Here is a 26,226-nt window from a genome sequence, read left to right on the forward strand (position 1 = left end):
GTAAAGTACCTGTTTGATATTGCGTTTTACCACAACCGCCTGTTAGCTGCCGGCATATACTATGATGTCAGGTCTGCGAAAAACGATTGACCATGCCCCGTTCTGGATAGAGATATCTGATTTGGGATGCATAATTATGAAGCATATATGCTGATAAAATAGTTTTACACATGATTTGTGATACTAAAAATATTAGTATAATTTTGGGTTATGGATTTAACAAAAGACCAGCAAAACAGCCTTATATCCATTCTTGATGAGTGGGTACACAGCAGCAGAATCATCAAAAATATACCCGCTCAATCCTGCTTTGTGTATTATAACGAAGGCAGGGTACACTTTAATCTCAGATTGCTCCATGAAGACTATATGCTGAAGTTTGTCTTCTGCAATTACCGCAGTTATGTCAATACCCTGCTGGATCATATTCAGCCTTCCCTCAAAAGATGGCTGATCAGAAATAATATAGATGAATATATCTTCAGCTTCGAATTTAAGTCTGCGGGAGAAAGCACATTAAAGGAAATACGGATCGTGTTGAAGGGGGCGTTTACACAACAGGATCCTGGTGGATATGAGAAGAAGTATTCCTGAAAGGGTTTGTTTTTAGATAGATTTGAGCTCTTGTGATCAATCAAAATTAAAGCAGGATTGTTCCTTTTCATATCAACCGGAACTGTTATGAAAAAATATGAATTTTCTGGGGAAATCCAGGGGAAATACCGCCAGATTGAAATCTATCCTTTATCTGATTCGAAACAGGCGTACCTGATACATTGGGACGGTTTTGAAGTAGGAGTAATATCTAAAAACAGTGGGAAATGGCATACCGATCATGAGGCGCTCGTAGATTATACAGAGGAACTCGGTGAATTTATAGAAGTGAGGGAAAAAGAAATTGCTGATAGTGAATGACCCCGGCCTGAATAAATATGTGCTGAAATAAAACTATAGTGGAGAATCAGGTTCTTCTGTTTGCTCCGCACTGTAGTAGACATATACTTCTCTATCCATTGTTTCCCCATTCTTTCTTTTCAATTTTCTTTTCTCACTTTTAAGTTTCGCAATTTCGACCATATAATTCAGGGTTTGAGATACTTGTTTGCTGCTCAGATCCAGTCCGCGTTCTGCACAGGCTGCTCTGATTTGCCACCCGTATTTTGGTTCCTTGAAGATGCCTGCCGGAACTAATTCCTGCAGAATGAAATAAGAACTTTTTCTGGCCGCTTTCGTCTCGGTAAAATATTCCGGATTGCCTTTTTTAAAGGTATCATAAAACTTCTTTACCGGCAGGGCCTTTCTGATGTTCGCGGAAAGAATATAACTGGGATTTAGAAGTTGTGTGCTTTTGATCTTTAGGGCATCAGCTATCTTCTTTGCAATTTCGGCTGTTAACTTTTTACTGCCGTTCGACAAAGCATAAATATGGCTTTCTGATACCTTGGTAAGTTCTGCGAAGCCCGCAATCTCCAATCCAACGAGATCCATGATCTGATTGATCCGGTCTCTGAAGTCATTTTGAAGGTAGGAGTCAGTTTTCTCTTCCATGCCCAAATGGAATGAATAACTTGTCCTAAAAATTATTCATAAAATTTGTTTTTCGAATTTATGTTGTTACCTTTACTATAGAAACTTAATTCAAGCGATATGACGGATAGGCCCAAGCGTGATTCGAACACGTATAAGTTTATCCATAAAGATTTGTCTAAGCCTGATTCATTAAGAGTTTAAAGCGTCAATATTTTGTGATTAAAAGTACAAAAAAAAGGCTGGGAGAAGCCTGATGGCGGAGCTGTGTCCGGAATCTTCTGATAAACCAAATGATAAACCCTACGAAAATGAAAAAATCAAAAATTCATTCATTGAGTACAATTCCGAAACCACCTGATTAGTAAGTTGCAAAGCGGCCGTATTTAGGTTGGTTATGGTAATGGCGGCCGCTTTGTTTTATTCTCAGTCTTTATGAAATAAAGACCTGTTAAAGTCATTCCCAAAAAAAACAGATTCATTACAAGATGAAGCGGCCAGCTAAAATAGTCGAATGCAGTGGGGTATGGGCAGGGCAGATGGTTATAAAAGTTAAAGCTGAGAAGAGCGGTATACATAGTGAAAATACTTAGTAAAGATGCTGACCCATATAGTCCTATCAGGCTCGTTCTTGGCCAGATCAGCAAAAAAGTCAGCAGTAGCTCTGCTGTAGGCAAAGCCGGCGCGAGAACAGGCTTCAGTTTATTGCTGAAAGGTTGGTTATTGATCTGCCACTTAAAATGATCATAATCCGTAAGCTTATCAAAAGCTGTATAAAAAAATAATGTCCCTAAAATAAATGGGGTTAGTTCTATCAGCCAATATTTCGATTTCATAATTTCAGGGTTAATTCGGTTGGTTAATATTTGAGAATACCGGAAAAAGTAATCAAACCTAAATTAGTGATTGCATTATCATGACAGAGAAGACACAGGTTTCAATATCAATTGATACCATAAGATTTACTTTTCGATGTCAATTTAAATAGCATAATATTTTAGTAATACTAATAATAATAGTATTATTGTATGGTGTATTTCAGAATACACTGAAAGACTTAAATTTAAAATTATGCAAGTAACGGTAGTTCCTATTATTAATCCGGCAGGTGATCCTGGCGCATCCCTTGCAACCGTCATGAAAAAAAGGCTGGAGCGCCTGGCAAATGATCTGCAAAGGGAAGAACTGAAATCGATGGAGGTAATGGAGCCCTTGTATGGGGATGTGGTGATTTACATCAGCTATAATAGCAAATACAATATCCGCTGGAGAATTGTAAATGATGTTCCGGAAGGAGTAGAGCAGGAAGTAGCCAAACACTGTGATCAACTCGGCTACCTCAAATGGAAGACGGATACTGTCAATTCATTTGCAGGACGGAAAGGATAGGAAAAGATTTATTTACGATTAAAACTTCGCAATAAAATGGCAATTAGCGTTATCGTGATAATTGTTGGTAACAAGTAGATTACCATATGTCCTAACTGATAACCAATCTGATATAAAATTGAATTAATGCTGCCCATAAAACAAGTATAAAAAAAATATTTAATTATTGGAGCGGTGGTGGAAAACTTTTGAAGAGCTATGTCAGGAAAAAATAATAAAAGATATATTTGTCTTTTATTTAGAAATTCTTTATATCTTTGTCCTGTATAACGATGGGAGTATTTTCAAAAACATGCGAATATGCGATGAGAGCAGTTTTCTTTATCGCACACCGGACCACAGCTGGCGAGAGGGTAGGGATCAGGGAGATCGCTGCTGGGATCGATTCACCCGAAGCATTTCTCGCCAAAATTATGCAGGATCTCACCAGAAGAGGAATTGTTAATTCTATCAAAGGACCAAACGGTGGCTTTTACATGGACGCAGCATCACTGAAAAAACCGTTGTCCGAAGTTGTACTCGCGGTAGATGGCGATGGAATTTTTGTAGGATGTGGTATGGGCCTGGAGTATTGTTCTGCGGTCAATCCCTGTCCGCTGCACAATGAATTCATGGAAATCAGGACCCGTATCCAAAAGATGATGCAGGAGAATACTATTGGCGATTTCAATGAAGAACTAAATTTGGGCATTCTCTCATTAAAGAAATAGATGGTAAGTGGCATAGTAAGATTAAGTTTTGTTATAATAAAGGATAAAAAGGTATTTATATATTAATAGTATGAAAGATATTGAAGACATCAATGACATTCGCTTGTTTGTCGACGAATTTTATAAAAAAGTACAGAGAGATATGTACTTGGGACCAGTGTTCCATAGTGCAATCAGCGACTGGCAGCCTCACCTGGAAAAAATGTATTTATTCTGGAATGCCGCACTATTTGGGATTGCCGGTTTCAAAGGTAATCCCTTTGCCAGACACGCCACCCTCAACATAGGACTGCTGCACTTTCAGAAATGGCTGGAATTATTCAACGAGACGATCGATGCCCATTTTGAAGGTCCTGTGGCAGAGAATACGAAGGAGAGAGCGGTTCTGATGGCAAAAACTTTTGTCGCACGACTGGAAAACCCTCCTCCGGGAGGCCATCAAAGAACCATAGTTTAATCTTCATATAAATAGAAAACATCATGATCATCAAAGAAATATTAAAAACACTGGAAACTACCAAAGGAGAAACGCCGGTTATCAAATTGATACATAAAAATGATAACAGCAAGCTGATGGCACTTGGATTTAACAAAGGAATGGTGCTCGGAAACCATCAGACGGATATTCCGGCCACGTTAATCGTATTGCAGGGCGTTGTGAATTATCAGGAAGAAGGACGAAACATTATTGTGAATGCGTTGGAAGAACTCAGCATACCCGTCAACGTCACTCACTCAGTCACTGCCCTTGAAGACAGTCTGTGTATCGTGATCAGGGCTTAATCAATTCTGACAGTCAAATGATACTTTAAATTTTTCATTTGTCGGCCTGTGGTAAACAATAAATATACCACAGGTTAAGAACTGATCAAACCAAAAAAGGTTTATAGCTTTGGGTAGCTACGGTTGGTTGTACTGCCTCTATTGCAGTTATTTAGTTCTTATTGCATTGTATGCCAGTGTTTCATGGTATGGGTTTGCTGTGTATTTGCTTACTCCTTTTTGGAGTGAGGTATGGCTGGAGAATAGTTTTTTCAGGCAGGAAAATTTTTGTATTTCTTTAAAATTAATCTAATATGATATACCAAATGACCTTTTTGGATGCAGCTCGCGCTGCTACGGTAAAAACTGAAAACCTGATAACCGCACCGGGAATTGTTATCACGCTAGTGCTGCTCTTTATTCCCATCCTCATTATGGTTGTACTGCTTTTGATGAAAATCCGGAAGTTGTTCGCTATCAAATCTGCTGCGAGACTTGCCGGTACTAACGGGGACTTACTGCTTTCCACAACAGATGGCTTGTTAAAAAATATCAATCAGCACGCTGCAGTTCCTTTTGTATCGGTCAAAAGAAAAGCACAAATCCGTCCCTATACAGATCCGAAACTAGCTTCGCTGATTCTTTGGTTCCTGATCTCTGCGACTTTCTGGCTCATTTTGGGTACTACAGTGGGAGAGTATGTTGGGATTAAGTTTGTGGCACCAGATGTTGACCATTATGAATGGCTTACTTTTGCACGATTAAGGCCTGTACATACAAACGCTGTTTTCTGGGGCTGGTCATCCCTGGGAATGATAGGTTTAGGGTATTATGTGGTGCCAAGGGTGAGTAATGTCCCCATTCATAGTACCAATGCCGGCTGGTGGACATTGTTGCTGATCAACAGTTCGGTGCTGATAGGAAGTCTGCTGTTGATGGCGGGTATCAATAACGGTGGCGGAGAATTCAGAGAATACATCTGGCCGGTGCAGTTGCTTTTCGCCATTGGCCTTGCCCTGACCTTAAATAACTTTCTGAAGACAGTTGCAAAACGTACTACCAAAGAGATTTATGTCTCTAACTGGTACATGGTTACGGCAGTAATATTTGCTATTGTGCTGACTATTGTTGGGTACATACCCCTCTGGCAGGATGGCCTTGGTGAAACTATCACGCAGGGATATTATATGCATCAGGGAGTAGGGATGTGGTTTATGCTTTTTTCACTCGGACTGGTTTACTATTTTCTGCCGCAGCAGCTAAACAAGCCTATTTACAGCTACAGCCTGGGTATCCTTGCATTCTGGGCGCAGATACTCTTTTATACTTTGATAGGTACACACCATTTCGTATTCAGTGCTATTCCATGGTCTCTTCAGACCGTTGCGATCATTGGAAGTATGGGCATGGTTATTCCTGTGGTCGCTGGTACGACTAATTTTCTGATGACCTTCATGGGTTCATGGAATAAAATAACCAACAGTTATACCCTCCCATTTTTCCTGGTGGGTATCGTCTTTTACTTTACGGGCTCCCTGCAGGGAACTGCAGAAGCCTTTCGCTATACTAACCTGATGTGGCATTTTACAGATTTTACCGTGGCACATTCACATCTGACGATGTATGGGATTATAGCCTTCCTGCTTTGGGGATGTATGTATGCGGTTGTTCCCCGTTTAACGCGGGTGGAACCGCCGCAGTTGGGTGTCGGACTTCATTTCTGGGCTGCCTTTATCGGTCTGATGTTTTACAGTATTTCACTGATGGTCGGTGGTACGCTCAGGGGATACATGTGGATGGATGGTAAGCCTTTCATTGACAGCGTAATCATGATGGCTCCATTCTGGCTGTGGCGCGCTATCGGAGGAACTTTGATGTGGGTATCCCATCTCGCTTTTGCATACAACCTCTATCGCATGATTGCCTTCCGCCATACGGTAAATGATACCATGGCCACAGAGCCGGAGCCTGAGGCGGCTACATATGAAATAGCAACTGCAAAAGGATAGTAGATAAGAATTTATGAATACAAATTATATCAAACAAAGCGATGGAGTATTTTAATGATCATAGGCGGTTATATTTAACTGCACTGGCACTTTTTGTGACGTTAACCCTTCTGGTTGTCATCATTCCTGCCATATCCAACCAGACTAATAACGGGCTGCTCCCCGGATATGAGTTGCCCTCTGATGAAGTGGTAGCGGGTAAAGCATTATATATTGCCAACGGATGTGTGGCCTGCCATACGCAGCAGGTTCGGGATGTAGCCATGGATGAGGTTTGGGCTGAACGTCCCGGAATGGCGGCGGATTATGCCGGTAACCACAGGCAGGATTTCTGGAGAAATACTGCTACCCTGATGGGTACAGAGCGTACAGGACCTGACCTTACCACCATAGGTACACGTCAGCCTTCGCGCGACTGGCATTTGCTGCACCTGTACCAGCCCCGGGCTGTGGTTAAGGAATCGATTATGCCCGCCCATCCCTGGCTGTTTGAGGAGAAAGAAAGCCTGGATTTGAAAGATGTGGAAGTCACTGTCCCTGATGAGTTTAAAGCGCACAAAAACATGAAAGTGGTGGCCAAAAGAGAAGCTTTGCAGCTGATTGCCTATTTGCAGAGTCTTAAACAAATCAAGATTTATAACCCCTCTGCAGTGGCTAAGTTTTTATATAAAGACGAGGCTAAGCAGGGCAAGGAGGCCGGGGCTGCTAAAAATCCCGGGGCCAAGGGGCAGGCCTTGTACGCGCAACATTGCCAAAGCTGTCATCAATCCAATGGTGAAGGTTTAAAAGGGGCTTTCCCGCCGCTTAAGGGTAGTCCGATTGTAAATGATGATAATCCCGAACTACAGATCACTATTATCATGAGGGGATATGATGCAAAACCAGAATATGGTGTGATGCCGGCAGTGGGCACCAATGCGAATTTAAATGCAGAGCAGATTTCTGCAATTGTCAACCATGAGCGTTCCAGCTGGGGGAATAAGGGCAGGGCTATTCCTCCTGCAGAAGTACAAAAGATTATGGATATGATTAAAAATGGCAAATAAATAGATTATGAAAAAGTTATCAGCAATTTCAGTGGTGATGCTGCTCAGTGTGGTATCCTTCGCTTGTCCGGTATGCGAGAAAAGACAACCAAAAGTATTAAGAGGGATTACACATGGCGGAGCTCCGGATGGTAATATGGATTATATCATCGTTTGGGCGATGGTTGTCATTGTACTCGTTACATTATACTATTCTGTGAAGTATCTGCTGTTCCCTAAAGAAAGTAATGCCAACCATATCAAAAGATTGGTCATAGATTAAGGATGGAAGAGAAAAGTTCTGTTGTGATCTTTATCGATGATGGAGAGCAACCACTGGGAGTGTTTACATCCCCGGTAAATTTTGAGCTGGATACAACCCGGCTTACGGATGGAGAACACGTCCTCAGAATTTTCAGCAAAGATCCCTCGGGTAAAGAGGGGATTCGTATTGTTCCTTTTAAAGTGAGGAATGGTCCCGACATTTCTGTAGACGGCTTGAAGAATAACGAGGTAGTGGATGGGATCATTCCTTTGACAGTCAGTGCGTACGGTAAAGGAGATCAGAAGATATTTCTGATTGAGGGGAGTGAAACTCCAAGAAGCATCCCTATCTGGGTATGGATACTGAGCCTGCTGTTTATAGGCTGGGGCTTGTTTTATCTGATAACACAATGGAAGCCTGATTGATCAATTTATGGTGTATTATTTCCCGTTCCGAAGGAAAAAATGATTAAAAATGCAGGAATGTTGAAACAAATTCCAAATTTTTAACTGATATTCAGACTTCTGTGCAGCTAAGCACCGGAGTCTGAATATTTATAGGCTGGAAATGACAATTACGGGGAAATATCTTATTTTAATACTGCTGTTGTGTGCCTTTGCTGGTTCAGATGCGATAGCTCAGGTTGACCAGGCGGCATCTGCTGCATTTATCGCTCGTGTGCTTCCGGACAGGAAGAATGAGTTCCTGATTGAGGAGATTCCGCAGGAGAACGGTAGAGATGTCTTTGAAATTGAATCCAGGGGAACTCAGATCGTATTAAGAGGAAACAATGGTTTATCCATCGCTTCGGCACTGAATTACTACCTCAAATACTATTGCTTCTGTGATATCACCTGGAATGGCACCAACCTGAATATGCCGGAAGTATTGCCCCGGGTAACTGGAAAACTGCACAAAAACACACCCTACAATTACAGATACTACCTTAACTACTGTACTTTCAACTACACCATGGCCTGGTGGGACTGGGAGCGCTGGCAGAAGGAGATCGACTGGATGGCGATGAATGGGATCAATATGCCTCTGGCGATTACCGGTGATGAAGCAATCTGGCGCGATGTATATCGCGAAATGGGTTTTACCGACAAAGAACTGGAGGGTTTCTTTAGCGGACCGGCTTACTTTTCCTGGTTATGGATGGGTAATATTGATGCCTGGGGAGGTCCGCTGCCACAACACTGGATGGATACGCACAAAGAGTTGCAAAAGAAAATTCTGGCCAGAGAAAGGTCCTTCGGGATGAAACCTGTATTGTCAGCATTTACAGGTCACGTTCCGTCAGCTTTTAAAGATAAATACCCTGCAGCCAAAGTAAAACGCACCAACTGGGATGCCGGATTTCCGGATGTGTTTATCCTTGATCCCGATGATGCGCTGTTTGAGGAAATTGGAAAGAAGTACATCGCGCTGCAAACCAAAGAGTTTGGTACAGATCACCTGTATTCTTCAGACACTTTTAATGAAAATATCCCGCCCACAAATGATTCTACCTACCTCAGTGACATGAGTAAAAAGGTATTCAGATCAATGACCGCTGCGGATCCAGAAGCCGTATGGGTAATGCAGGGCTGGATGTTCCATTACAACAATAAATTCTGGCAGCCCCAGCAGATCAAAGCGCTGTTAAACGCCATTCCGAATGATCAAATGATTATCCTGGACTTATACAGTGATGCGCATCCGATCTGGAACCGTACAGAAGCCTATTATGGCAAGCCATGGATTTGGAATATGCTTCAGAATTTTGGTGGAAACATCAGTATGTTTGGCAGGATGAGGCATGTCGCTGCGGACCCTGCGATTGCCCTGCATGATCCCGAATCCAAACAAATGGTGGGAATAGGAGTAGCTCCGGAAGGTACTGAACAAAATCCGGCACTGTTTGAGCTGATGCTCGAAAATGTATGGAAGGATACGCCAACTGATGCCGATGAGTGGCTGAAAGGATATGCCAGACGACGATACGGTAAAGCTACACCGCAGATGGATGAAGCCTGGAATATTCTGCTCAACACGGTTTACAGCGGGGGGCTTACAGAAGGGGGCAATGAATCGATTATTGTAGCACGGCCGACTTTCGAAAAAAAGATAGACCGCGTGCTCACTCATATACCCTATGGTCAGCAGAAACTGGTAAAAACCTGGGGACTTTTTATAGAAGCAGGCAGGGAGCTGAAATCTGACGGTTTTGAATATGACCTTGTAGATGTAACCCGGCAGGTGCTGGCCAATTATGCAAGTCCGCTGCAGCAGCAAATGGCCAGATCTTTTAAGGATGAAAATCAGGTTGCATACAAACAGTACAGTGCTGAGTTCCTTGCCCTGATGGATGATATGGACGAGTTGCTGCAAACACGTCAACATTTTCTGCTTGGAAAATGGATCACTGAAGCCCGTGCCAATGGCATCACGGAGAAGGAGAAGAATCTGTATGAATTTAATGCACGAGACCTTGTCACTCTTTGGGGAGATAAAGAAAGCGGATTACGCGAATATTCTAACCGCCAGTGGGCTGGTCTGATCAGTGGATATTACAAGCCGAGATGGCAAATGTTCTTTCATATGCTCGATGAATCTTTAAAAACTGGTAAATCTCCTGATCTCAAAACCTTTGATTCAGCAGTTAAAAACTGGGAATGGAAATGGGTAAACAAGCATGACAATACCTACTCCTCACAGCCCAGAGGTAATGCTTATGAAGTAGCAACCCGTTTATATAAAAAATACTATCAAAAAATCATAAAAACCACCTAACCAGCTTCTCAAATGGCCTTATCCAACGACCGATTTATTACACTTGATATCTTCAGGGGAATGACAATCTGCTTTATGATTATCGTCAATTCTCCTGGCTCAGGAGCCGTACACTGGGCTCCGCTCGACCATGCCGAATGGTTCGGATTTACGCCTACAGATCTGGTTTTTCCTTCCTTTCTTTTTGCTGTGGGTAATGCCCTTAGTTTTTCGAAAAAGAAATTTGAAAGTGACGCCACTTTTCTGGGCAAGATCTTTAAAAGAACGGTGATCATTTTCCTGCTGGGCTATCTGATGTACTGGTTTCCTTTTATGCACAGGCAGGAGGGGGCATGGGTCTTCAATGCCTTCGCGGCCACAAGGGTAATGGGCGTATTGCAACGGATTGCGCTGTGTTACTTCTTCGGGGCATTGATCGTTCACTATTGTTCAAAGAGAACCGCTGTGGCAATCTCTGTAGTCCTGTTGCTGGGCTACTGGACTTCGCTTATCATGCTGGGTACCGCCGGAGAGGAGTATACCATGCTGGGAAACGCCGGTACACATTTTGATCTGTTAATCCTTGGTGATCTGCACATGTACCACAATGCTGGCGGCCCAGTTGCCTTTGAACCTGAAGGATTGCTGAGTACGCTGCCAAGCATCGTCAATGTGATTGGTGGTTTCCTTGCCGGCTCCTATATCCAGCGTAAAGGAAGAAATTATGAATCGACCGCTATGTTGCTGATTTACGGTGCGCTGCTGATCTTTGCGGCATTGTTCTGGGGACAGTTTTTTCCGATAGGCAAGAAATTATGGACCAGCTCCTTTGCACTGCTCACTATTGGGCTCGACCTGGTGATTCTTGGTGTGCTGGTATACCTGTTTGAGTTACGGAAGTTCAGATGGAGTACTGAATTTTTCCTGATATTCGGTCGTAATTCACTCGCCATCTATCTGTTGTCGGAGTTGCTGATCATCAGTATCCAGACGATATGGGTTAGCCCCGGACTCAGCTTCTATGCATGGGTCAATCAGGTGTTCTTCCAGCCCGTGTTTCCCGGTGCTTTGGGCTCGCATCTGTTTGCGGTTACCTTTATGATGATCTGCTGGATTGTAGCTTATGTGATGGACAAGAAAAAGATCTATGTCAAAATCTGATGAAAAGAGATTTGTCATGAATTCTTTGCAAACAATTTCAGTGTCAGGTATATTGTTATTTATAAATTCTTGAATTCAATATTTCAAATTATGGAACCACATAACCGCAGAAATTTTATCAAAAGTTCTCTACTACTTGCTGCTATTCCAGCAATCTCTCCATTAAGTTCTCTGGCATTTGAGCCTGATGAGCTTTCAGCAGTCGCAAAGGAAGAGCGGGCGGCAGCTTTTGTATTTTCACAAGTACCTTTGCCATATGCATATGATGCTTTGGTGCCATCAATCGACGCCCTGACGATGGAAATTCATTATACAAAACACCATGCCACCTATGTTAAAAATGTGAATGAGGCATTAAAGGCAGACAAACTGACTTTTAAAAGTGCGGCTGATTTTTTTGGCCAGGCGTCAAAACTATCTGCCAAAGCTAAAAACAATGGGGGTGGGGTATGGAACCACAATTTTTTCTGGGAAAGTATGCAGGCTGCTCCAGCTTCGGCACCTTCAGCTAAACTTAAGGCTGCAATTGATAAAAGTTTTGGTTCTCTGGATCAGTTCAAAGATCAGTTTTCTAAGGCTGCGCTGGCCCAGTTTGGTTCAGGTTGGGCCTGGCTGGTAAATGATAAGGGTACACTGAAGATTACCACAACTCCCAACCAGGATAATCCCTTAATGAATACCGCTACTGTGAAAGGTACACCATTGCTGGCACTTGACGTATGGGAACATGCTTACTATCTCAAATATCAGAACAAACGCAATGATTATATCGCTGCCTGGTGGGATGTTGTCAATTGGGACAGGGTATCAAAAAGATTTGCGTAGCCTCTCCACTAACTAATTATGGAATTCAGTTGAATCTAAATAAAAAATCCCCGGCTGATAAACAGCCGGGGATTATAATTATAAATGGATTTAGCAACATTTCTGATGCTGAATTTTATCCTTCGATTAAATCCAGAACTTTTGCAGTTTTTACAGTTTTGATGATACGTGCTGCTACTTTGTACGGATCAGCTGCAGAATTTGGTCTGCGGTCTTCCAGGTAACCATTCCATCCTCTTTCTACAGTTGCCAGAGGAATACGGATAGATGCACCTCGGTCTGATACCCCATAACTGAAGTCGTAGATAGAAGCAGTTTCGTGTTTACCGGTTAAGCGCATGTCATTGTCGGCACCATAAACATCGATATGTTCTATCACTACCGGACGGAATGCCTCACAGATTGCATCATATACATCTTTGCTGCCTGCTGTACGCAGTAAAGTGTTCGAGAAGTTGGCGTGCATGCCAGACCCATTCCAGTCTAAAGCACCCAGTGGTTTACAATGCCAGTTGATCGCTACATTGTATTTCTCGCCAATTCTTTCCAGTAAATAACGTGCGAGCCAGATCTGATCTCCCGCTTCCTTGGCGCCTTTTGCAAAGATCTGGAATTCCCATTGTCCGGCTGCAACTTCTGCGTTGATTCCTTCAACGTTTAATCCAGCATCAAGACAAGCATCCAGATGCTCTTCAACGATTTCTCTTCCGAAGGCATTCTTTGCACCTACAGAGCAGTAGTATGGTCCCTGAGGGGCGGGGTAACCAGCTGCCGGAAAACCAAGAGGTTTATCTGTAGTAGGGTCCCATAAGAAATATTCCTGCTCAAAACCGAACCAGAAATCATTGTCATCATCTTCAATATGCGCGCGTCCGTTTGATTCATGTGCTGCACCAGAGGAATCAAGCACTTCACACATCACCAGGTAAGCGTCCTTTCTCTGTGGGTCTTTAACCATATAAACCGGTTTTAAAACACAGTCAGACGAACCGCCTGGTGCCTGTTCTGTAGAGGATCCGTCGAAACTCCAGTTTGATACGTCTTCCAGATTACCGCTAAAGTCTTTTTCAATTTTTGTCTTGCTGCGCAGGCTTTGTGTAGGTTTATACCCATCAAGCCAGATGTATTCTAATTTTGCCATTGGTGTATTATTTATTTGTCTTCGTTAACGATCTATTAATTTTTTAGGGCAAAATTGAGAATTGTACTGAAAATAATATATCCCCACTATTGGTAGAATTGATACCCCAATCCCGGTGGTTTTTTCGCCAGATTTCTCAATCTCCCGCTATACCCTGTTAAAATCTTTCTTCTACAAAAAATTACCACCTGTAAACAGATCGATCGTCTAAAATATCGAAAGATTTTGATGTTTTGTGAATGATCATAAATAAATATGGTCAATACACAAGATATAATCTGCCAGAAGAAAGGTAACATGATTAATATTATAAATATCGGAAGTTTTATTTACATCACAATGGGGAAATGTAGATTTAATACATATTTAAGTGTGAAATAATTCTATTTTCAGATTGTTCTGACAGAAAATCATTAGTTTAATACCGGGTATCCGGTACTGTTCTGATAGTCAGTGAGATTTGGTCGTGAAGGTGTAGGAAAAACCACTTATTTGGGGATATATCATTTGATAACATGTAGCGATGTTTGCATGAACACTAAGATCAAAATTTTATGGAATTACAATTAAAAGGAAAGAAAATCCTGTTTGGCACAGTACCAGCTGACGGGCACTTTAATCCGCTTACTGGCTTAGCGGTTTTTTTAAAACAACAGGGCTGTGATGTACGGTGGTATACCTCTCCGATTTTTAAGGAAAAGCTGGACCGCTTAAATATTCAGCATTACCCTTTTGTAAAAGCACTTGACGTAACTGGAAATAATCTGCAGGAAGTATTTCCGGAGAGAAATGACATCAAAGATGCAGCTGCGAAACTGGAGTTTGACCTGATCAATGTCTTTGGCGACCGTGCGACAGAATACTTTGAGGACATCAAGGATATTTATCAGACATTTGAGTTTGACCTGATGATTGGTGATAGCTTTTTCTCTGTCCTTCCTTTTGTAAAACACAAACTCAACGTACCGGTTATCGCTATCGGAATAGTTCCTTTGGCAGAAGATTCTGTCGACCTGGCACCCTATGGGATGGGTTTCCTGCCTCCGGGAAATGATGCTGAACGAAATGAGTATGCAAACCTGAGAGCATTGGTTAAAACCGCCATATTCAAAAACTCAATTGACAGATTTTCTGCAACGCTGGATGAATATCATATCCCTCATGAAAAATCTATCATTTTCGATCTTCTCATCAGGCAGGCGGATTTTTACCTTCAGATCGGTTCGCCGGGTTTTGAGTATGGACGCAGTGATGTAGGCGGCAATGTCAGATATGTGGGTGCCTTGCTTCCTGCAGTGTCAAAAAGCAGTGATAAAGTGTGGTTTGATGAGCGGGTCAAACATTATACAAAGATAGTTTTGGTTACGCAGGGTACAGTAGAAAGAGATACAAGCAAATTAATTGTTCCTGTACTTGAAGCCTTGAAGGATACCGATGTGCTTGTCATTGCAACTACGGCAGGACATGATACGGCTGAGCTGAGACAAATGTTCCCTCATCAAAACCTGATCGTCGAGGATTATATCCCTTATAATACCATCATGCCATTTGTTGATCTGTATATTACAAATGGTGGTTACAGTGGTACGCTGCTGAGCATCAAACATCGGTTACCTATACTGGCAGCAGGCCTTTATGAAGGTAAAAATGAGATCTGTTCAAGAATAGGTTATTTTAATATTGGTATTAACCTGAATACCGAGACACCGGAACCTCAGCAGATCACGGAGGCTGTAGAGGAATTGCTGACCGATCCGATGTATAAAAGGAACGTAGAAAATCTGGCGAATGAACTGGGAAGTTATGATTCCAATACGCTCTGCGCTGCGTACATTAATGAATTGATTGGAGAACGTGCGGACATCAGGGCGGGAATTTAGTTCGCAGCTGCAGCTGCAATATCAATTAATCAAACTGGCAACTTTCAGGGTTGCCAGTTTGTTCAGATTTAGGATTTTTTTGCGGGAACGGCTGCTGTACCTGCAGCGATGCCTAATTTAGCTTTAACAGCGGCGGTGAGGTCTACGCCACTATCATAGGCCAGCAAATTATTGGCAGATTGCTGTGCATTGCTGTCGAAGACATAGGCAATTCCTTTTTCTTTAGCTACCGCTTTTACCGCAGTGATGAATTTTGTTTGCAGGGGAGTCATCAGTTCACCTTGTTTAGCCACCATAAGCTGCTGCGCTTTTTCCGTAGCCTCATCAATGCCTCGCTTCAGCCCGTCAAGTTCGGTACCCATTGCCTGCAACTCCTTGCCTACGGTTTCTTTGTTGGCTTCATTTAAAGTTTTGTTCTTGGCAACAGCAGCATTATATTTCAATGTATAGTTGCTTTGTAGTTTCTCTATTTCTGCCTGTTTGGTTTTCTGCAGATTTTCCAGGGTAGTAGATATTGTTCTGGCTTCTGGCATGCTGGTAAAGATGGCCTGCGAATTCAGATGCCCGATCTTTTGTTGTGCATTTACACTGGATGCCGAAAATAAGAGGGCGGCGGCGATCACATATACGTTAATTAATTTTTTCATGTCAAATAAGGTTAAATTTTAAAATATCTGTCGATAGACTATACATACAACTAACTATTCAGCGTTATGTTGTATCAGGGCCCTGAGAAATAACCTAGTTGATCGGTATTTAAAGATATAGATAAAAAATTGTCTCTGAGTCAAATTTTGTCCCTACTTTTGTGTTATGAAAAACTTCAAATATATTTTGCCAGCTGCTATGCTGGTATTTGCATCCTGCAGTCCCACTACACGCCCTGCAGAAGACAATGTCGCTAAAACTGATGTTGCTGCAGATACTACAGTTGCAGAGAAAGCATTAATTGCAAAATTATCGATAAAGGATACGATTAAAACCGGTGAATCAATCCAGTTGAAATTCACGGTTTATAACAACGCTGACAGTGTACAGCAATTTTGTAAATGGCACACACCATTTGAGCCCTGGATCAGTAAATACCTGGATATTAAAGATGAAAATGGGGTAGAAGTTAGTTACAAAGGTGCAATGGCCAAGAGAATAATGCCACCTCCGGCAGACAGTTATTTAAAGGTTCAGCCCAAAGACAGCGTTGCTGCAGAGGCAGATCTGCTCAAGGGGTATGCCATCACAAATCCTGGCAAATATACCGTAGTATATAACAGCCAGAATGTGAGCGGCCTGAGTGTAAAGGACAGTGTTACGTTCGTATACAGCAAATAATTACATGATTTCACCCTTTTCGTGACCGTCTTTACCAGGAGGATTTCTTCTGTATCCCGTATCACTGAAGTGACTATGGTTATAGAAGTCATCTTCCACTGTATGTTTGTAGTTCATTACTTCCACCACATGCTCCGCAGTACCCGTTAAGACGTCACGAATTTTCAATTCATCAAGTGCAGTAATCTTTTCGCCATCATAATCTGGCAGGAAAGGTAATTTTGAGGAGATTGCTTCCGTCAGCAGAACTTCATCACTGTCTTCTTTCAGGGTCACCAATCCAATGGGTATCAGCACCCTTTTTTCTTCATCGAGTTCATAACCTTCGAGCTTCGAGATAATGTATCTTACTTTGAGCGCTTCCACGTCAAAGATCAGGTCTTCAACATCTCCGATGTAATCACCCATAGAGTCATAGATTTCCCAGTCAGTAATATCGGGCTGATCGTCAGCGATTTCATAATCACTGCCCTCGAGTTCTTCAAAGCGGTTGTTCGTATTGTCAGTTGCCATAACTTATAGATTTAGGAATGGAACAATCTAAAAAAACATAAGTTTTGGCAATCCGGTGGATAAGGGGCTGAAATCGTAATTCAGAATAAATCTTATTCGTATCAAATACTAATTTTTACTGATGCGGTAGCCAGGTGGCAACTCTGCCAGAAAGTTCATTTTATGTTCCTCCACACTGTAGATCAGGAGGAAAGTTTCAGGCCTGACCTGTACATTTTCATTGAGCAGGAACATGATGCGGCCAAAGAATGCCTGTTTAATGGCTTCCGTTTGCTCAGGTGCAAGAATGTTCAGCAGCATAAAGCCATCGGCGCTTTTTGGAACGTCATAATTCCGTGAATAAATCAGATCTTCAGGTTCCAGTTGCCTGATCAGCTTGAACATGCTGTCTTTATCTTCCTGGACAGATTTCAGTCCTGCGTCCTGAACCGCTGCTGAAACAGAGATAATGTAATCTGTAAGTTTTCCCCTGATCAGCGCAATACGAACAACACCCATAATTTATCCTCCTTATTTGTTAAATTCATACGGACATATTTGGCGTTCTGGTTGTAGTAGTATATCGTCACAACATATTACGGAATGTTATGTTTTTTAACGATTTTATTCGTTGAAATGGTATAATCAATCGTTCAAACTAGTCAATTTTGTAGATGTTCACCTTACCGATGTTTATTCCCCTTTTGATGGCGGGACTGCCTTTATAACCAACTTTAGCTTCGCCGAAGGAGGTCACCTTGATCTGATCCGAAGCATTTAGTTTAAGTTCGGCCTCGCCATATAATGTGGCTACGCTGGTGCTGTTTTTGATGGCCAGCGCATCTATTTTACTTTCACCATAAGAGGTAAATCTTTGCTCATCAATACTTCCGGATTTCATGTTTAAGGAACTTTCGCCATAGCTGGTGGTATGCATAGTTTTCAGGTTGATCTGATCAATATCCACCTGTGCCTCTCCGTACATCACGAGGTCAAAACGATCCTGGTCAATTTTGCTCTTCAGGTGAATCGTTTCTGCACCCCGGACAGACAAGTCATGCAATGTCTTATAGGAAATAGCGACGGTGAGGACAGTCCCCTGATACAAGGGCTTGGAACGCTTCTCCTCATCCTCATTCCTTTTCTCATTTTTTGTAACCTCTTTTGCGCCCTCCAGGTAGACACGCAGAGTTCTGCCATTGGATTCAATATTAATCTTATCCCTGCTTACCGTTGATTTTTCGATAGTCACACTTTCTTTGTCACCCTGGGTAAAGGTAACCTGCACATGCGGGCTAACAATTACCCGGTCAAATGTTGCAACAGAGACTACTTCCTGGGCATTGATAGTTTTTAAACTGACCAGGGTAAAGAGAGCGGTAAGCAGGAATAATTTGTTCATATTTATTTATTTTTTAGAGAGGTCTGTCTGATTTGCTGACACCAAATGTCTTTGATGGTTTGTTGCCCATGACAAATGTCATCGTACCACCTTTTACTAAATCGCTGTGTCTAATATACGATTTTGTATATGGTTGACCATTCATCGTGATGCTTTGAATATAGATATTTTTCTTGCCCTGGTTTTTAGTACTGATCGTAAACTTCTTGCTGCCCAGACTGATAGTGGCTTTATCCATCGCAGGAGAGCCAATGATGTAAACCCCGCTCATCGGATTCATGGAATAAAATCCCATCGATGATAACACATACCAGGCACTCATTTGTCCTGCGTCCTCATTACCACAGATGCCGTCTTTTTCAGTCGTGTAGAACTTGTTCATCACATCTCTTACCACTTCTGCAGTTCTCCATGGCTGTCCGGCAAAATTGTACAGGTAGGCCACATGGTGACTCGGCTCGTTGCCATGTGCATACTGACCGATCAGACCCGTTACATCATTCGGAGCGTTTTTCATCTTTGATGACATACTAAAGAAATGGTCTAACTTTTTGGTAAAAGCCTCTTCACCGCCATTGATACCGATCAATCCATATGGATCTTGCGGCACCAGCCAGGTATATTGCCATCCGTTACCTTCGGTATAATTGCTTTTGGCGTCAGTAGGGTCAAATGGAAGATCCCATTTCCCGTTTGCCAGTTTGCCTACAAAGTGTCCTTCGTCGGTATTGTAATAATTTTCGTAAAGTTTTGCCCTGTTCGCAAAATATGCTGCGTCCTCTTTTTTGCCAAGCTTAGCCGCCATTTTAGAGATCCCCCAATCTGCAATTGCATACTCCAGTGCCCATGCCACAGATTCATTCATGCTGTCAGAAGGGATATAAGCCGGTTTTTTTACATATTCAATCCCCATTTCAGGCATCATCGCTGTAGTCCTGATCGCTTTATAAGCCAGTTCTACGTCGGCAGGGTAGAGCAGACCTTTAAGGTATGCGTCAGTAATTACAGGTATTGACGGGTAGCCCACCATACAGAAAGTTTCACTACCCTGAAGCGGCCACAGTGGTAATTTACCCTGCTGCTCATAAATTGCCAGCAGGCTATGTACCAGGTCTTTCACCTTTGCAGGTTCAATAATGGTCATCAATGGATTTAATGCCCTGTAGGTATCCCAGAGCGAAAAAGTCGTGTAGTTGGTAAACTTCTGATTGGTATATACTTTTTTATCCGTTCCCCTGTAATCCCCGTTGTGATCATTAAATGTACTGGGTGCAAAATACGTGTGGTATAAAGCAGTGTAGAAAACAGTTTTTGTAGGCTGATCTGCTTCAAAGACAATTTTGTTCAGGGCCTTGTTCCAGGAAAGGTCAGCAGCTTCTTTTACAGCTTCGAAATTCCATTTCGGAGCTTCAGCTTTGATATTGGCCAATGCGTTTTCGGTGCTCACAGGGGAGATGCCCACCTTAACTTTAATATCAGGATTTTTTACAGCATCAAAAAACAAGGCTGCTTTAGTGCCAACGCCGCTCACAACTTTTCCTGTTACCGGATCCAGACCATTGTATAACTGGGCTTTTGTGACAGGCACTGATAATACCATCGCGAAAAACACACGCTGATCTTTAGACCAACCCGTAGAGTAGCGGTAACCCACAAAGGTACTGTCGTTTACCTGTGTGATTGAAGAGGAGACAGTTTTGTCCCACAACATCGTAAAATCCAGGTCTACCAGCAAGTGCGCATTATCAGTTTTATCATAGTGATAGTGGTGAAAGCCCACTCTTTCTGTAGCGGTCAGCTCTGCCTTTACCTTGTATTTGTCGAGGTATGCGCTGTAATAGCCCGGTTTTGCTACTTCCGTATCTTTGGAAAAGAAAGAGCCGTAGCCGCTTTCCATCTTGTTAAATTTTGCGGGTGTCAACTGTACCTCGCCATTGGCGGGAACCACAAGAACATCATTTAAATCCCCAATCCCGGTGCCGCTCAGGTGAGTATGTGAAAATCCAAGGATCTCCTTACTGATATAGTTGTAACCACTGCACCAGTCCCAGCCGTTAAATTCGTCCCAGTCCTGCATAATCTGCGAAGGACCGAGTTGCACTGCTCCTGTAGGGACGTTGGCGCCTACAAACACATGTCCATGCCCTACGGATCCGATAAATGGATTTACGTATTGCGTAAGGGATGCTGGTTTCTGTTGGGCCTGTACTAAAGCATTACTGGCCGAAATCGTGCTCATCAGCGTAATCGCTGCAAAAAAGGAAGTAATTCTGGTCTTAATCATTATGGTGTGTTGAAAAGGCTAATATAATATTCTTGTTTGTAATGATGATCAACAAAAACGAAAAAGCAGTCCCCAATGGTCATCTTTAGGTTAATTCAGTTATTTGTGTAAATATTTGTTTGTAATAAACCCATCATCCCGGAAAATACGTATACTTGATTTATAGAGGAGCTAAATGCTATTAATGAGATAACTATTATTTACTAACAATACTAAGGAATGATTGATTATCTGATAATCTGTCGGATCTGACCGGAACATGACATCATACGGAAACGATAACACAACTTATAAGAAGGATCAGTGTGAAAGAGAAGGTATTATCGCTGCTTTGCATTTTTCCCCTTTTCCGTGTTTGATCATAGAGCCGCTTGAAAAATTCAGTATCATCAACGTAAACCAGGCTTTTTCTGGACTTGCCTCTAATGCTGCTGAAGTATTTACTGGTCAAGAAGTTGCAGAGGTACTCTGTGATTCAGCTTTGAAAGATAAAGAGATCCTGATCAGTACAATGCTGCAGGTGTTCAGTTCCAAACTACCTGGCAATCTTAAGATCCCGCGTTCAGTATTGTTTAGCGAAGAAAGGAACGTACATCCTGAAAATTTTCTTCACTGCGAAATCTATCCCGTTTCCGGTAGTAACGCGAGTGTTGATTTACTCGTGATGCAACTCCGCGGGCTTCCTGAAGAGCAGCGGCCCATTTCCCGGCAGCAGGAACATGTGGTGCTGAAATCAGAGCTTGAGGCTCAAAGAGAAAAGTACGAGGACCTGTTTAATCTAAATCCCCTTCCTCAGTTTGTATACGATCTGGATACGCTTGATTTTCTTTTTGTAAATGAAGCTGCAGAACGTGAATATGGGTATAGCAAGAAAGAATTTGATAGCATGACCCTAATGGATATCAGGCCGGAGGAAGACAAAGAGCTGCTCAGAGATATCATCAGCAATAAAGTCATTAAAGGCCATATTGGTAACAGTACTGTAAGGCACATGAAGAGGAACGGGGAAATCATGTATGTCAATGTTCAGGGCACCACAGTGAGGTATGAAGGCAAAAATGCCCGGCTGGTGGTGGTGGTTAACCTGACAGATAAGATGCGTACACAAAAAGCCCTGGAAAGAAGCGAAAGACGTTTCAAGGCACTTGCGCAGGAGGGCTCAGATATGATTGCCATCCTCAGTCCTGAAGGGGATTACCATTATGTAAACCCCAACTCCAAGGCCATCATCGGTGTTCCCTCAGAGTTCTATATCGGCAAAAATGCCTTCGAGTTTATTCACGAAGAAGATAAAGCAATGTTTGCGGAACATATTGGCTTGCTCATGAAACACAAGCGTCTTCAGCTACCTCCGTTTCGTTTCGAAATCAATGATGGAGAATACCGCTGGATCGAAACAGTAATGACCAACATGGTCGATGATGCCAGCATTTCTGGTATCATTGCCAATTCAAGAGATGTCACAGAGCGGATCAATAATGATATGAAAGTCCAGGAGAGCATAGAGCGCTTTAATGTGCTTTCCAAAGCTACCAGCGATGCGGTATGGGATTGGAATATGAGCGATGATAAACTTATCTGGAACAAAGGAATCTGTGGGATTTTTGGCTATAAGGTCAATGAAACTGAAGATTCCTGGTGGCAGGAGCGCATTCATAAAGAAGATGTGAGCTTTGTTCTTAAAAAGTTTCATGCTACTATAAAAAACAGGAGGTCCAGACTCGAAGTAGAATATCGCTTCCGCTGTTCTAACGGCCGTTACAAAAACGTATTAGACAGGATGTTTATTACCTACAACAATAACGGTGAGGCGGTGAGAATGATTGGTTCAATGCAGGATATTACCGACAGGACCAACTACACCAAAGAAATCCAGGAGCAGAACCACCGTTTGCAGGAAATCTCCTGGATGCAGTCACATGGCGTACGCGCACCTTTAGCCCGGGTTTTGGGATTAACGAATTTGCTGTCTTCAGGCCTGATTGATGAGGGTTCGTCGGAAGAGTCCTTGCGCTACCTTTTGCAATCGGCTACGGAGCTGGATAATGTCGTTCGTGATATTATCAAAAAAACAGAAGGACTACAGAAGAAAAGTAAGTAATCTTTTTGGCCTTCATTAATCGACCAGTTTATTTACCACCTTATTCAGTGTCAGTCCCTGCACAATCACAGAAAATACAACGATGATGTAACTCACCGAGACGATCATCGGCTTAAATTCTGAAGGTGGCAGGGATAGAGCCAGCGCCACCGATATACCACCGCGCAATCCCGCCCAGATGACAATCGCAATACGGTTATAGGGCAGTGCCAGACGCCGGCTCAGCAAAATCGCCGGAGCCGTAATACTGATCGCCCTTGCGATTAAAACAAAGAGGATAGCCAGCAAACTGATGACGAAGTAGGCACTGTAGAAATGTATCAGGGCAATCTGTAAACCAATCATCACAAAGAGAATGGTGTTCAGCAGATCATCAATTAATCCCCAGATCTTATCCAGGATCTCCTTCAGCGACCTCGCATCAGCGGTCTGACCCAGCTGCACATTGCTCAGCATCAATCCTGCGGCAACAGCTGCCAATGGGATCGATACATGCAGCAGACCCCCCAATACAGAAATGCCCATTACCATAGAGATCGTCATCATCAGCACGGTTTGCAGTTCAGTAATCTTTTTGATCAGGAACATACAAAGTAACGCGGAACCTATACCCAATGCCAGTCCACCGACAACTTCCTGCACAAACAGGATCAGTGTGTGCGACCAGGTGAAGGCATCACTGGAACTTTCTGTGAGTTCACGCAGGGTAACAAACAGGAGGATACCTACACCATCATTAAAAAGAGATTCTCCACCGATAATGGTTTCAAGGGAAGAAGGTATTCTTGATTTCTTCAATACGGAAAGTACTGCTACAGGGTCTGTAGGTGAAATCAGGGCGCCAAAAAGCATGCAGTACAATAGGGGTACATCTATGCCAAACAGCGGTAATGTCCAGTAAAACAGAAAACCGAAGATCGTGGTAGAACCGATTACACCAACGGTACTTAATATCAGTACGGGGACCTTTTGTGCCTTAAGTTTTTCTACATCAAAGTGCAGGGCACTGGCAAAAAGCAGGAACGCCAGCATCACGTCGAGCAGCGTCCTCGTGAAGTCTACGCTGGACGTAAGCTCCTTAAAGAAGCCTGACGCCTCTGGAAAGGTCTTTCCAGAGACGAGGATCAATATAGAAAGTACAATTGCAATCACCATGATACCGATGGTGCCCGGAAGCTTTACGTAACGGTGATTGATATATGAGATGAAAGAACTGATGGTAACGAGTATGGCAATAGTAGTAAAAGTATCCATTAATAAGATTCGAGTGTTAAATGATAATATCGAAATGAGTTAAATTCAATATACTCACATGAATCATGCCTCAGATTCGATAAATGTTATCTTTATCCCGATCTTAATGATATTTTAATCTACAATTATTTGATATGAGTCGCCGCGTCAATGATCATATTGGCAACCTCCATAGGGTGTGATTCATATACGGCGTGACTGGCGCCCGCAATTTCCACCGTTTTACTGGTAGCCCTTTTGGCATACAGACGTTCCAGATCGGGGTTGATAATACGGTCCGCTGCAGCAACCATGTACCAACTTGGTCTGCTTCGCCATGCCGGAGCTGGCATTACCGCATGAAATACGGCATCGGCAGTCGGCATTTGTGCGTCGGCCATAAAGGTAGCGCGGTATTTGGGCAGGTCCGCTGCAAAATCAGCGTAAAACTGCTCCGGCTTGATATAGTCGAAGCCATCGGCACCTTTCTGCAGGGATTTGTAGGCTGAAGGATAAAGCTTGCCATTTCCAGCTTCCGTTTCTCCTTTATCGGGTGCATGTGCCGCGATATAGACCAGTCCGGCGACTTTCGGATCGTTGCCGGAGACAGTAATAATTGCACCCCCATAACTGTGGCCTACCAGGATACAAGGACCATTCTGCAGTGCAAGCACACGTTTCACTGCTGCCACATCATTGCTGAACGAATTCAGCGGCTGCTGAACAACAGTCACGTGATATCCTTTTTTGTAGAGGATATCGTATACTGGTTTCCAGCCAGAGCCATCAACAAAAGCACCGTGTACCAATACAATGTTTTTGATCAGTTTAGGCTGCTGTGCGACTGAGGAGAAAGATAAACCGGTTAATAAAAGTAAGCAAAGAAATTTGAGGGCCTTAAGAGTTTTCATGAATTTTTGATAATGATTATGTATCATCTATAACGGTTCATTAATCCCGTCAATATATCAAACATGAGATAAATTGTAGCAGTTTTACCGGGACCTGACAACTTTGGAGAGCCATTGGCGCCACTTTTTCTTACGCGGCGCAGGTGTGGCAATTTTCCTAAGGAAGGTGCTGAATGCCTCATATGCCTGTTGGTCAGGGGCGATTTGAGTTTTGATGTCTACGGGAGAGTCCGCTAATTCCACGTCATAAAAATTACTTGCAGCGCAGTGCGTTCCGCTGGCATCATGCCCGATATTTCTGACCAGTGACTGTCCCGGATAAAGCGTGAGTTTACCCAGCAGGAAGGCTGATGCATACCATCTGATGTCCCAATCTTTGGTGATGCCCTTTGCCTGTCGTTCAAGCGCTTGAATATAAGGGTAAGTGTTCTCAAAATTAAACTCCGTTTTAAGCTCCTCGCTTGTGAACTGATCTAACAATCGCTGACCATCCAGTTCCATCAAATCCCATCCCCGTTTCCAGGTTGCCCAGCCCCAGCAATCGGCGCCTTTCAGAAAGAAGACCTCTTTTAGTTTTTGTGCTGTCTGATAAGAATAACCATGAATAGAGATGACCTGCTCCTCATCTTGATAATACTCCAGGGCCTCGTTCATATATTTAAGGAAATAGGCTGAGGTAACCAGATCATCTTCAAGTACGATCGCACGGCCATGTTCATTGATCACTTCTGTCACACCCATAATGATATTGTCATGAACGCCAATATTAGCTTCCCGGAGCCTGATACAGATTTTCTTAAATCCGGTGATTGTTTTGATAAAGGCGCGTACCTCGTTCACTGCTGCCCTTGCTTCCTCATTTTTTGGGGCATCGGCATAGATATACAGCTCGCTTTCAGCAGCAAGTTCATTTGCTTGCAGTGCCTGGATAGTTTTCTCCGTATGGTCGATGCGGTTATAAACAAAGAGGATTATTGGTGCGGTAACAGACATTCCTGTGAAAATCAAAATTGGTTGACCAAAGCT

General features: G+C 42.8%; 27 protein-coding genes. 16 read left to right on the forward strand and 11 right to left on the reverse strand.

Features of this window, described 5'->3' with window-relative positions; translation table 11 throughout:
- Positions 1-210 precede the first annotated feature (210 nt).
- Together OQY15_RS15575 and OQY15_RS15580 are read left to right on the forward strand one after the other, a co-directional pair.
- On the forward strand, positions 211-594 hold the full coding sequence (locus tag OQY15_RS15575) for a hypothetical protein (protein ID WP_265792744.1): 384 nt from the start codon (positions 211-213) through the stop codon (positions 592-594).
- A gap of 87 nt (positions 595-681) precedes the next feature.
- Positions 682-915 (forward strand): hypothetical protein, encoded by a 234-nt coding sequence (locus OQY15_RS15580; protein ID WP_265792745.1) that lies wholly within the window; start codon positions 682-684, stop codon positions 913-915.
- A gap of 33 nt (positions 916-948) precedes the next feature.
- Here the strand turns inward: OQY15_RS15580 and OQY15_RS15585 are convergent, their stop codons facing one another.
- The gene (locus OQY15_RS15585) at positions 949-1,548 is read right to left on the reverse strand and encodes a helix-turn-helix domain-containing protein (RefSeq protein WP_265792746.1); all 600 of its coding nucleotides are present in this window, start codon (positions 1,546-1,548) and stop codon (positions 949-951) included.
- Positions 1,549-1,922: 374 nt separating this feature from the next.
- Positions 1,923-2,363 carry a MauE/DoxX family redox-associated membrane protein gene (locus OQY15_RS15590; protein WP_265792747.1) on the reverse strand — a complete coding sequence of 147 codons (441 nt, stop codon included), beginning with the start codon at positions 2,361-2,363 and terminating at the stop codon, positions 1,923-1,925.
- A 235-nt stretch (positions 2,364-2,598) separates the two neighbouring features.
- On the opposite strand from OQY15_RS15590, the gene OQY15_RS15595 reads away from it, so the two are divergent.
- The 11 genes from OQY15_RS15595 (at position 2,599) to OQY15_RS15645 (ending at position 12,427) form a co-directional block, all read left to right on the forward strand.
- Entirely contained in the window at positions 2,599-2,916 is a 318-nt protein-coding gene (locus OQY15_RS15595) for a hypothetical protein (RefSeq protein WP_265792748.1), read from the forward strand.
- 272 nt (positions 2,917-3,188) lie between these two features.
- On the forward strand, positions 3,189-3,626 hold the full coding sequence (locus OQY15_RS15600; RefSeq protein ID WP_265792749.1) for an Rrf2 family transcriptional regulator: 438 nt from the start codon (positions 3,189-3,191) through the stop codon (positions 3,624-3,626).
- Positions 3,627-3,696: 70 nt separating this feature from the next.
- Positions 3,697-4,083 (forward strand): group III truncated hemoglobin, encoded by a 387-nt coding sequence (locus OQY15_RS15605; protein ID WP_265792750.1) that lies wholly within the window; start codon positions 3,697-3,699, stop codon positions 4,081-4,083.
- Between the two features lie 23 nt (positions 4,084-4,106).
- Positions 4,107-4,409: a hypothetical protein gene (locus OQY15_RS15610; protein WP_265792751.1), complete on the forward strand. Its 303-nt coding sequence runs from the start codon at positions 4,107-4,109 to the stop codon at positions 4,407-4,409.
- 293 nt (positions 4,410-4,702) lie between these two features.
- Positions 4,703-6,397, forward strand: coding sequence for a cbb3-type cytochrome c oxidase subunit I (locus OQY15_RS15615; RefSeq protein WP_265792752.1), 1,695 nt, complete (start codon positions 4,703-4,705; stop codon positions 6,395-6,397).
- A gap of 41 nt (positions 6,398-6,438) precedes the next feature.
- Positions 6,439-7,443: a cbb3-type cytochrome c oxidase subunit II gene (locus tag OQY15_RS15620; protein ID WP_265792754.1), complete on the forward strand. Its 1,005-nt coding sequence runs from the start codon at positions 6,439-6,441 to the stop codon at positions 7,441-7,443.
- A 7-nt stretch (positions 7,444-7,450) separates the two neighbouring features.
- Positions 7,451-7,705: a hypothetical protein gene (locus OQY15_RS15625; RefSeq protein WP_265792755.1), complete on the forward strand. Its 255-nt coding sequence runs from the start codon at positions 7,451-7,453 to the stop codon at positions 7,703-7,705.
- A 2-nt stretch (positions 7,706-7,707) separates the two neighbouring features.
- Positions 7,708-8,112, forward strand: coding sequence for a cytochrome C (locus OQY15_RS15630; RefSeq protein WP_265792756.1), 405 nt, complete (start codon positions 7,708-7,710; stop codon positions 8,110-8,112).
- Positions 8,113-8,254: 142 nt separating this feature from the next.
- Positions 8,255-10,462 (forward strand): alpha-N-acetylglucosaminidase, encoded by a 2,208-nt coding sequence (locus OQY15_RS15635; RefSeq protein WP_265792757.1) that lies wholly within the window; start codon positions 8,255-8,257, stop codon positions 10,460-10,462.
- Between the two features lie 12 nt (positions 10,463-10,474).
- A complete protein-coding gene (locus OQY15_RS15640; protein ID WP_265792758.1) occupies positions 10,475-11,602 on the forward strand; it encodes a DUF5009 domain-containing protein in 1,128 nt (375 codons plus the stop codon).
- A 90-nt stretch (positions 11,603-11,692) separates the two neighbouring features.
- Positions 11,693-12,427, forward strand: coding sequence for a superoxide dismutase (locus OQY15_RS15645; protein ID WP_265792759.1), 735 nt, complete (start codon positions 11,693-11,695; stop codon positions 12,425-12,427).
- A 115-nt stretch (positions 12,428-12,542) separates the two neighbouring features.
- Here the strand turns inward: OQY15_RS15645 and OQY15_RS15650 are convergent, their stop codons facing one another.
- On the reverse strand, positions 12,543-13,568 hold the full coding sequence (locus OQY15_RS15650) for a glutamine synthetase beta-grasp domain-containing protein (RefSeq protein WP_265792761.1): 1,026 nt from the start codon (positions 13,566-13,568) through the stop codon (positions 12,543-12,545).
- Between the two features lie 554 nt (positions 13,569-14,122).
- On the opposite strand from OQY15_RS15650, the gene OQY15_RS15655 reads away from it, so the two are divergent.
- Entirely contained in the window at positions 14,123-15,448 is a 1,326-nt protein-coding gene (locus OQY15_RS15655) for a nucleotide disphospho-sugar-binding domain-containing protein (protein WP_265792762.1), read from the forward strand.
- A gap of 68 nt (positions 15,449-15,516) precedes the next feature.
- On the opposite strand, the gene OQY15_RS15660 is transcribed toward OQY15_RS15655, so the two are convergent.
- The gene (locus OQY15_RS15660) at positions 15,517-16,095 is read right to left on the reverse strand and encodes an OmpH family outer membrane protein (RefSeq protein WP_265792763.1); all 579 of its coding nucleotides are present in this window, start codon (positions 16,093-16,095) and stop codon (positions 15,517-15,519) included.
- A 166-nt stretch (positions 16,096-16,261) separates the two neighbouring features.
- Here OQY15_RS15660 and OQY15_RS15665 point away from each other — a divergent pair, with 166 nt between their 5' ends.
- A complete protein-coding gene (locus OQY15_RS15665) occupies positions 16,262-16,777 on the forward strand; it encodes a protease (RefSeq protein WP_265792764.1) in 516 nt (171 codons plus the stop codon).
- Here OQY15_RS15665 and OQY15_RS15670 read toward each other — a convergent pair whose 3' ends face one another.
- The 4 genes from OQY15_RS15670 to OQY15_RS15685 form a co-directional block, all read right to left on the reverse strand.
- Positions 16,778-17,290, reverse strand: coding sequence for a PRC-barrel domain-containing protein (locus OQY15_RS15670; protein WP_265792765.1), 513 nt, complete (start codon positions 17,288-17,290; stop codon positions 16,778-16,780).
- 108 nt (positions 17,291-17,398) lie between these two features.
- Positions 17,399-17,788, reverse strand: coding sequence for a tautomerase family protein (locus tag OQY15_RS15675; RefSeq protein ID WP_265792767.1), 390 nt, complete (start codon positions 17,786-17,788; stop codon positions 17,399-17,401).
- A 139-nt stretch (positions 17,789-17,927) separates the two neighbouring features.
- Positions 17,928-18,671: a DUF2807 domain-containing protein gene (locus OQY15_RS15680; protein ID WP_265792771.1), complete on the reverse strand. Its 744-nt coding sequence runs from the start codon at positions 18,669-18,671 to the stop codon at positions 17,928-17,930.
- A 13-nt stretch (positions 18,672-18,684) separates the two neighbouring features.
- A complete protein-coding gene (locus OQY15_RS15685) occupies positions 18,685-20,955 on the reverse strand; it encodes a GH92 family glycosyl hydrolase (protein WP_265792772.1) in 2,271 nt (756 codons plus the stop codon).
- 259 nt (positions 20,956-21,214) lie between these two features.
- Here OQY15_RS15685 and OQY15_RS15690 point away from each other — a divergent pair, with 259 nt between their 5' ends.
- A complete protein-coding gene (locus OQY15_RS15690; protein WP_265792774.1) occupies positions 21,215-23,056 on the forward strand; it encodes a PAS domain S-box protein in 1,842 nt (613 codons plus the stop codon).
- Positions 23,057-23,071: 15 nt separating this feature from the next.
- On the opposite strand, the gene OQY15_RS15695 is transcribed toward OQY15_RS15690, so the two are convergent.
- The 3 genes from OQY15_RS15695 to OQY15_RS15705 form a co-directional block, all read right to left on the reverse strand.
- Positions 23,072-24,310: a sodium:proton antiporter gene (locus OQY15_RS15695; RefSeq protein ID WP_265792776.1), complete on the reverse strand. Its 1,239-nt coding sequence runs from the start codon at positions 24,308-24,310 to the stop codon at positions 23,072-23,074.
- A 125-nt stretch (positions 24,311-24,435) separates the two neighbouring features.
- Positions 24,436-25,200 (reverse strand): alpha/beta hydrolase, encoded by a 765-nt coding sequence (locus tag OQY15_RS15700; RefSeq protein WP_265792777.1) that lies wholly within the window; start codon positions 25,198-25,200, stop codon positions 24,436-24,438.
- A gap of 84 nt (positions 25,201-25,284) precedes the next feature.
- Positions 25,285-26,193 carry a glycosyltransferase family 2 protein gene (locus OQY15_RS15705; protein ID WP_265792778.1) on the reverse strand — a complete coding sequence of 303 codons (909 nt, stop codon included), beginning with the start codon at positions 26,191-26,193 and terminating at the stop codon, positions 25,285-25,287.
- Positions 26,194-26,226: the final 33 nt, after the last annotated feature.

Origin of the sequence: Pedobacter sp. MC2016-15, assembly GCF_026239695.1 — a bacterium.
GTDB lineage: Bacteria > Bacteroidota > Bacteroidia > Sphingobacteriales > Sphingobacteriaceae > Pedobacter.

Bases quoted from the DNA above. Each gene is read 5' to 3' on its own strand.
- OQY15_RS15575 (WP_265792744.1), top strand. From the start codon at position 211: ATGGATTTAACAAAAGACCAGCAAAACAGCCTTATATCCATTCTTGAT.
- OQY15_RS15580 (WP_265792745.1), top strand. From the start codon at position 682: ATGAAAAAATATGAATTTTCTGGGGAAATCCAGGGGAAATACCGCCAG.
- OQY15_RS15585 (WP_265792746.1), bottom strand. From the start codon at position 1,548: ATGGAAGAGAAAACTGACTCCTACCTTCAAAATGACTTCAGAGACCGG.
- OQY15_RS15590 (WP_265792747.1), bottom strand. From the start codon at position 2,363: ATGAAATCGAAATATTGGCTGATAGAACTAACCCCATTTATTTTAGGG.
- OQY15_RS15595 (WP_265792748.1), top strand. From the start codon at position 2,599: ATGCAAGTAACGGTAGTTCCTATTATTAATCCGGCAGGTGATCCTGGC.
- OQY15_RS15600 (WP_265792749.1), top strand. From the start codon at position 3,189: ATGGGAGTATTTTCAAAAACATGCGAATATGCGATGAGAGCAGTTTTC.
- OQY15_RS15605 (WP_265792750.1), top strand. From the start codon at position 3,697: ATGAAAGATATTGAAGACATCAATGACATTCGCTTGTTTGTCGACGAA.
- OQY15_RS15610 (WP_265792751.1), top strand. From the start codon at position 4,107: ATGATCATCAAAGAAATATTAAAAACACTGGAAACTACCAAAGGAGAA.
- OQY15_RS15615 (WP_265792752.1), top strand. From the start codon at position 4,703: ATGATATACCAAATGACCTTTTTGGATGCAGCTCGCGCTGCTACGGTA.
- OQY15_RS15620 (WP_265792754.1), top strand. From the start codon at position 6,439: ATGGAGTATTTTAATGATCATAGGCGGTTATATTTAACTGCACTGGCA.
- OQY15_RS15625 (WP_265792755.1), top strand. From the start codon at position 7,451: ATGAAAAAGTTATCAGCAATTTCAGTGGTGATGCTGCTCAGTGTGGTA.
- OQY15_RS15630 (WP_265792756.1), top strand. From the start codon at position 7,708: ATGGAAGAGAAAAGTTCTGTTGTGATCTTTATCGATGATGGAGAGCAA.
- OQY15_RS15635 (WP_265792757.1), top strand. From the start codon at position 8,255: ATGACAATTACGGGGAAATATCTTATTTTAATACTGCTGTTGTGTGCC.
- OQY15_RS15640 (WP_265792758.1), top strand. From the start codon at position 10,475: ATGGCCTTATCCAACGACCGATTTATTACACTTGATATCTTCAGGGGA.
- OQY15_RS15645 (WP_265792759.1), top strand. From the start codon at position 11,693: ATGGAACCACATAACCGCAGAAATTTTATCAAAAGTTCTCTACTACTT.
- OQY15_RS15650 (WP_265792761.1), bottom strand. From the start codon at position 13,568: ATGGCAAAATTAGAATACATCTGGCTTGATGGGTATAAACCTACACAA.
- OQY15_RS15655 (WP_265792762.1), top strand. From the start codon at position 14,123: ATGGAATTACAATTAAAAGGAAAGAAAATCCTGTTTGGCACAGTACCA.
- OQY15_RS15660 (WP_265792763.1), bottom strand. From the start codon at position 16,095: ATGAAAAAATTAATTAACGTATATGTGATCGCCGCCGCCCTCTTATTT.
- OQY15_RS15665 (WP_265792764.1), top strand. From the start codon at position 16,262: ATGAAAAACTTCAAATATATTTTGCCAGCTGCTATGCTGGTATTTGCA.
- OQY15_RS15670 (WP_265792765.1), bottom strand. From the start codon at position 17,290: ATGGCAACTGACAATACGAACAACCGCTTTGAAGAACTCGAGGGCAGT.
- OQY15_RS15675 (WP_265792767.1), bottom strand. From the start codon at position 17,788: ATGGGTGTTGTTCGTATTGCGCTGATCAGGGGAAAACTTACAGATTAC.
- OQY15_RS15680 (WP_265792771.1), bottom strand. From the start codon at position 18,671: ATGAACAAATTATTCCTGCTTACCGCTCTCTTTACCCTGGTCAGTTTA.
- OQY15_RS15685 (WP_265792772.1), bottom strand. From the start codon at position 20,955: ATGATTAAGACCAGAATTACTTCCTTTTTTGCAGCGATTACGCTGATG.
- OQY15_RS15690 (WP_265792774.1), top strand. From the start codon at position 21,215: ATGACATCATACGGAAACGATAACACAACTTATAAGAAGGATCAGTGT.
- OQY15_RS15695 (WP_265792776.1), bottom strand. From the start codon at position 24,310: ATGGATACTTTTACTACTATTGCCATACTCGTTACCATCAGTTCTTTC.
- OQY15_RS15700 (WP_265792777.1), bottom strand. From the start codon at position 25,200: ATGAAAACTCTTAAGGCCCTCAAATTTCTTTGCTTACTTTTATTAACC.
- OQY15_RS15705 (WP_265792778.1), bottom strand. From the start codon at position 26,193: ATGTCTGTTACCGCACCAATAATCCTCTTTGTTTATAACCGCATCGAC.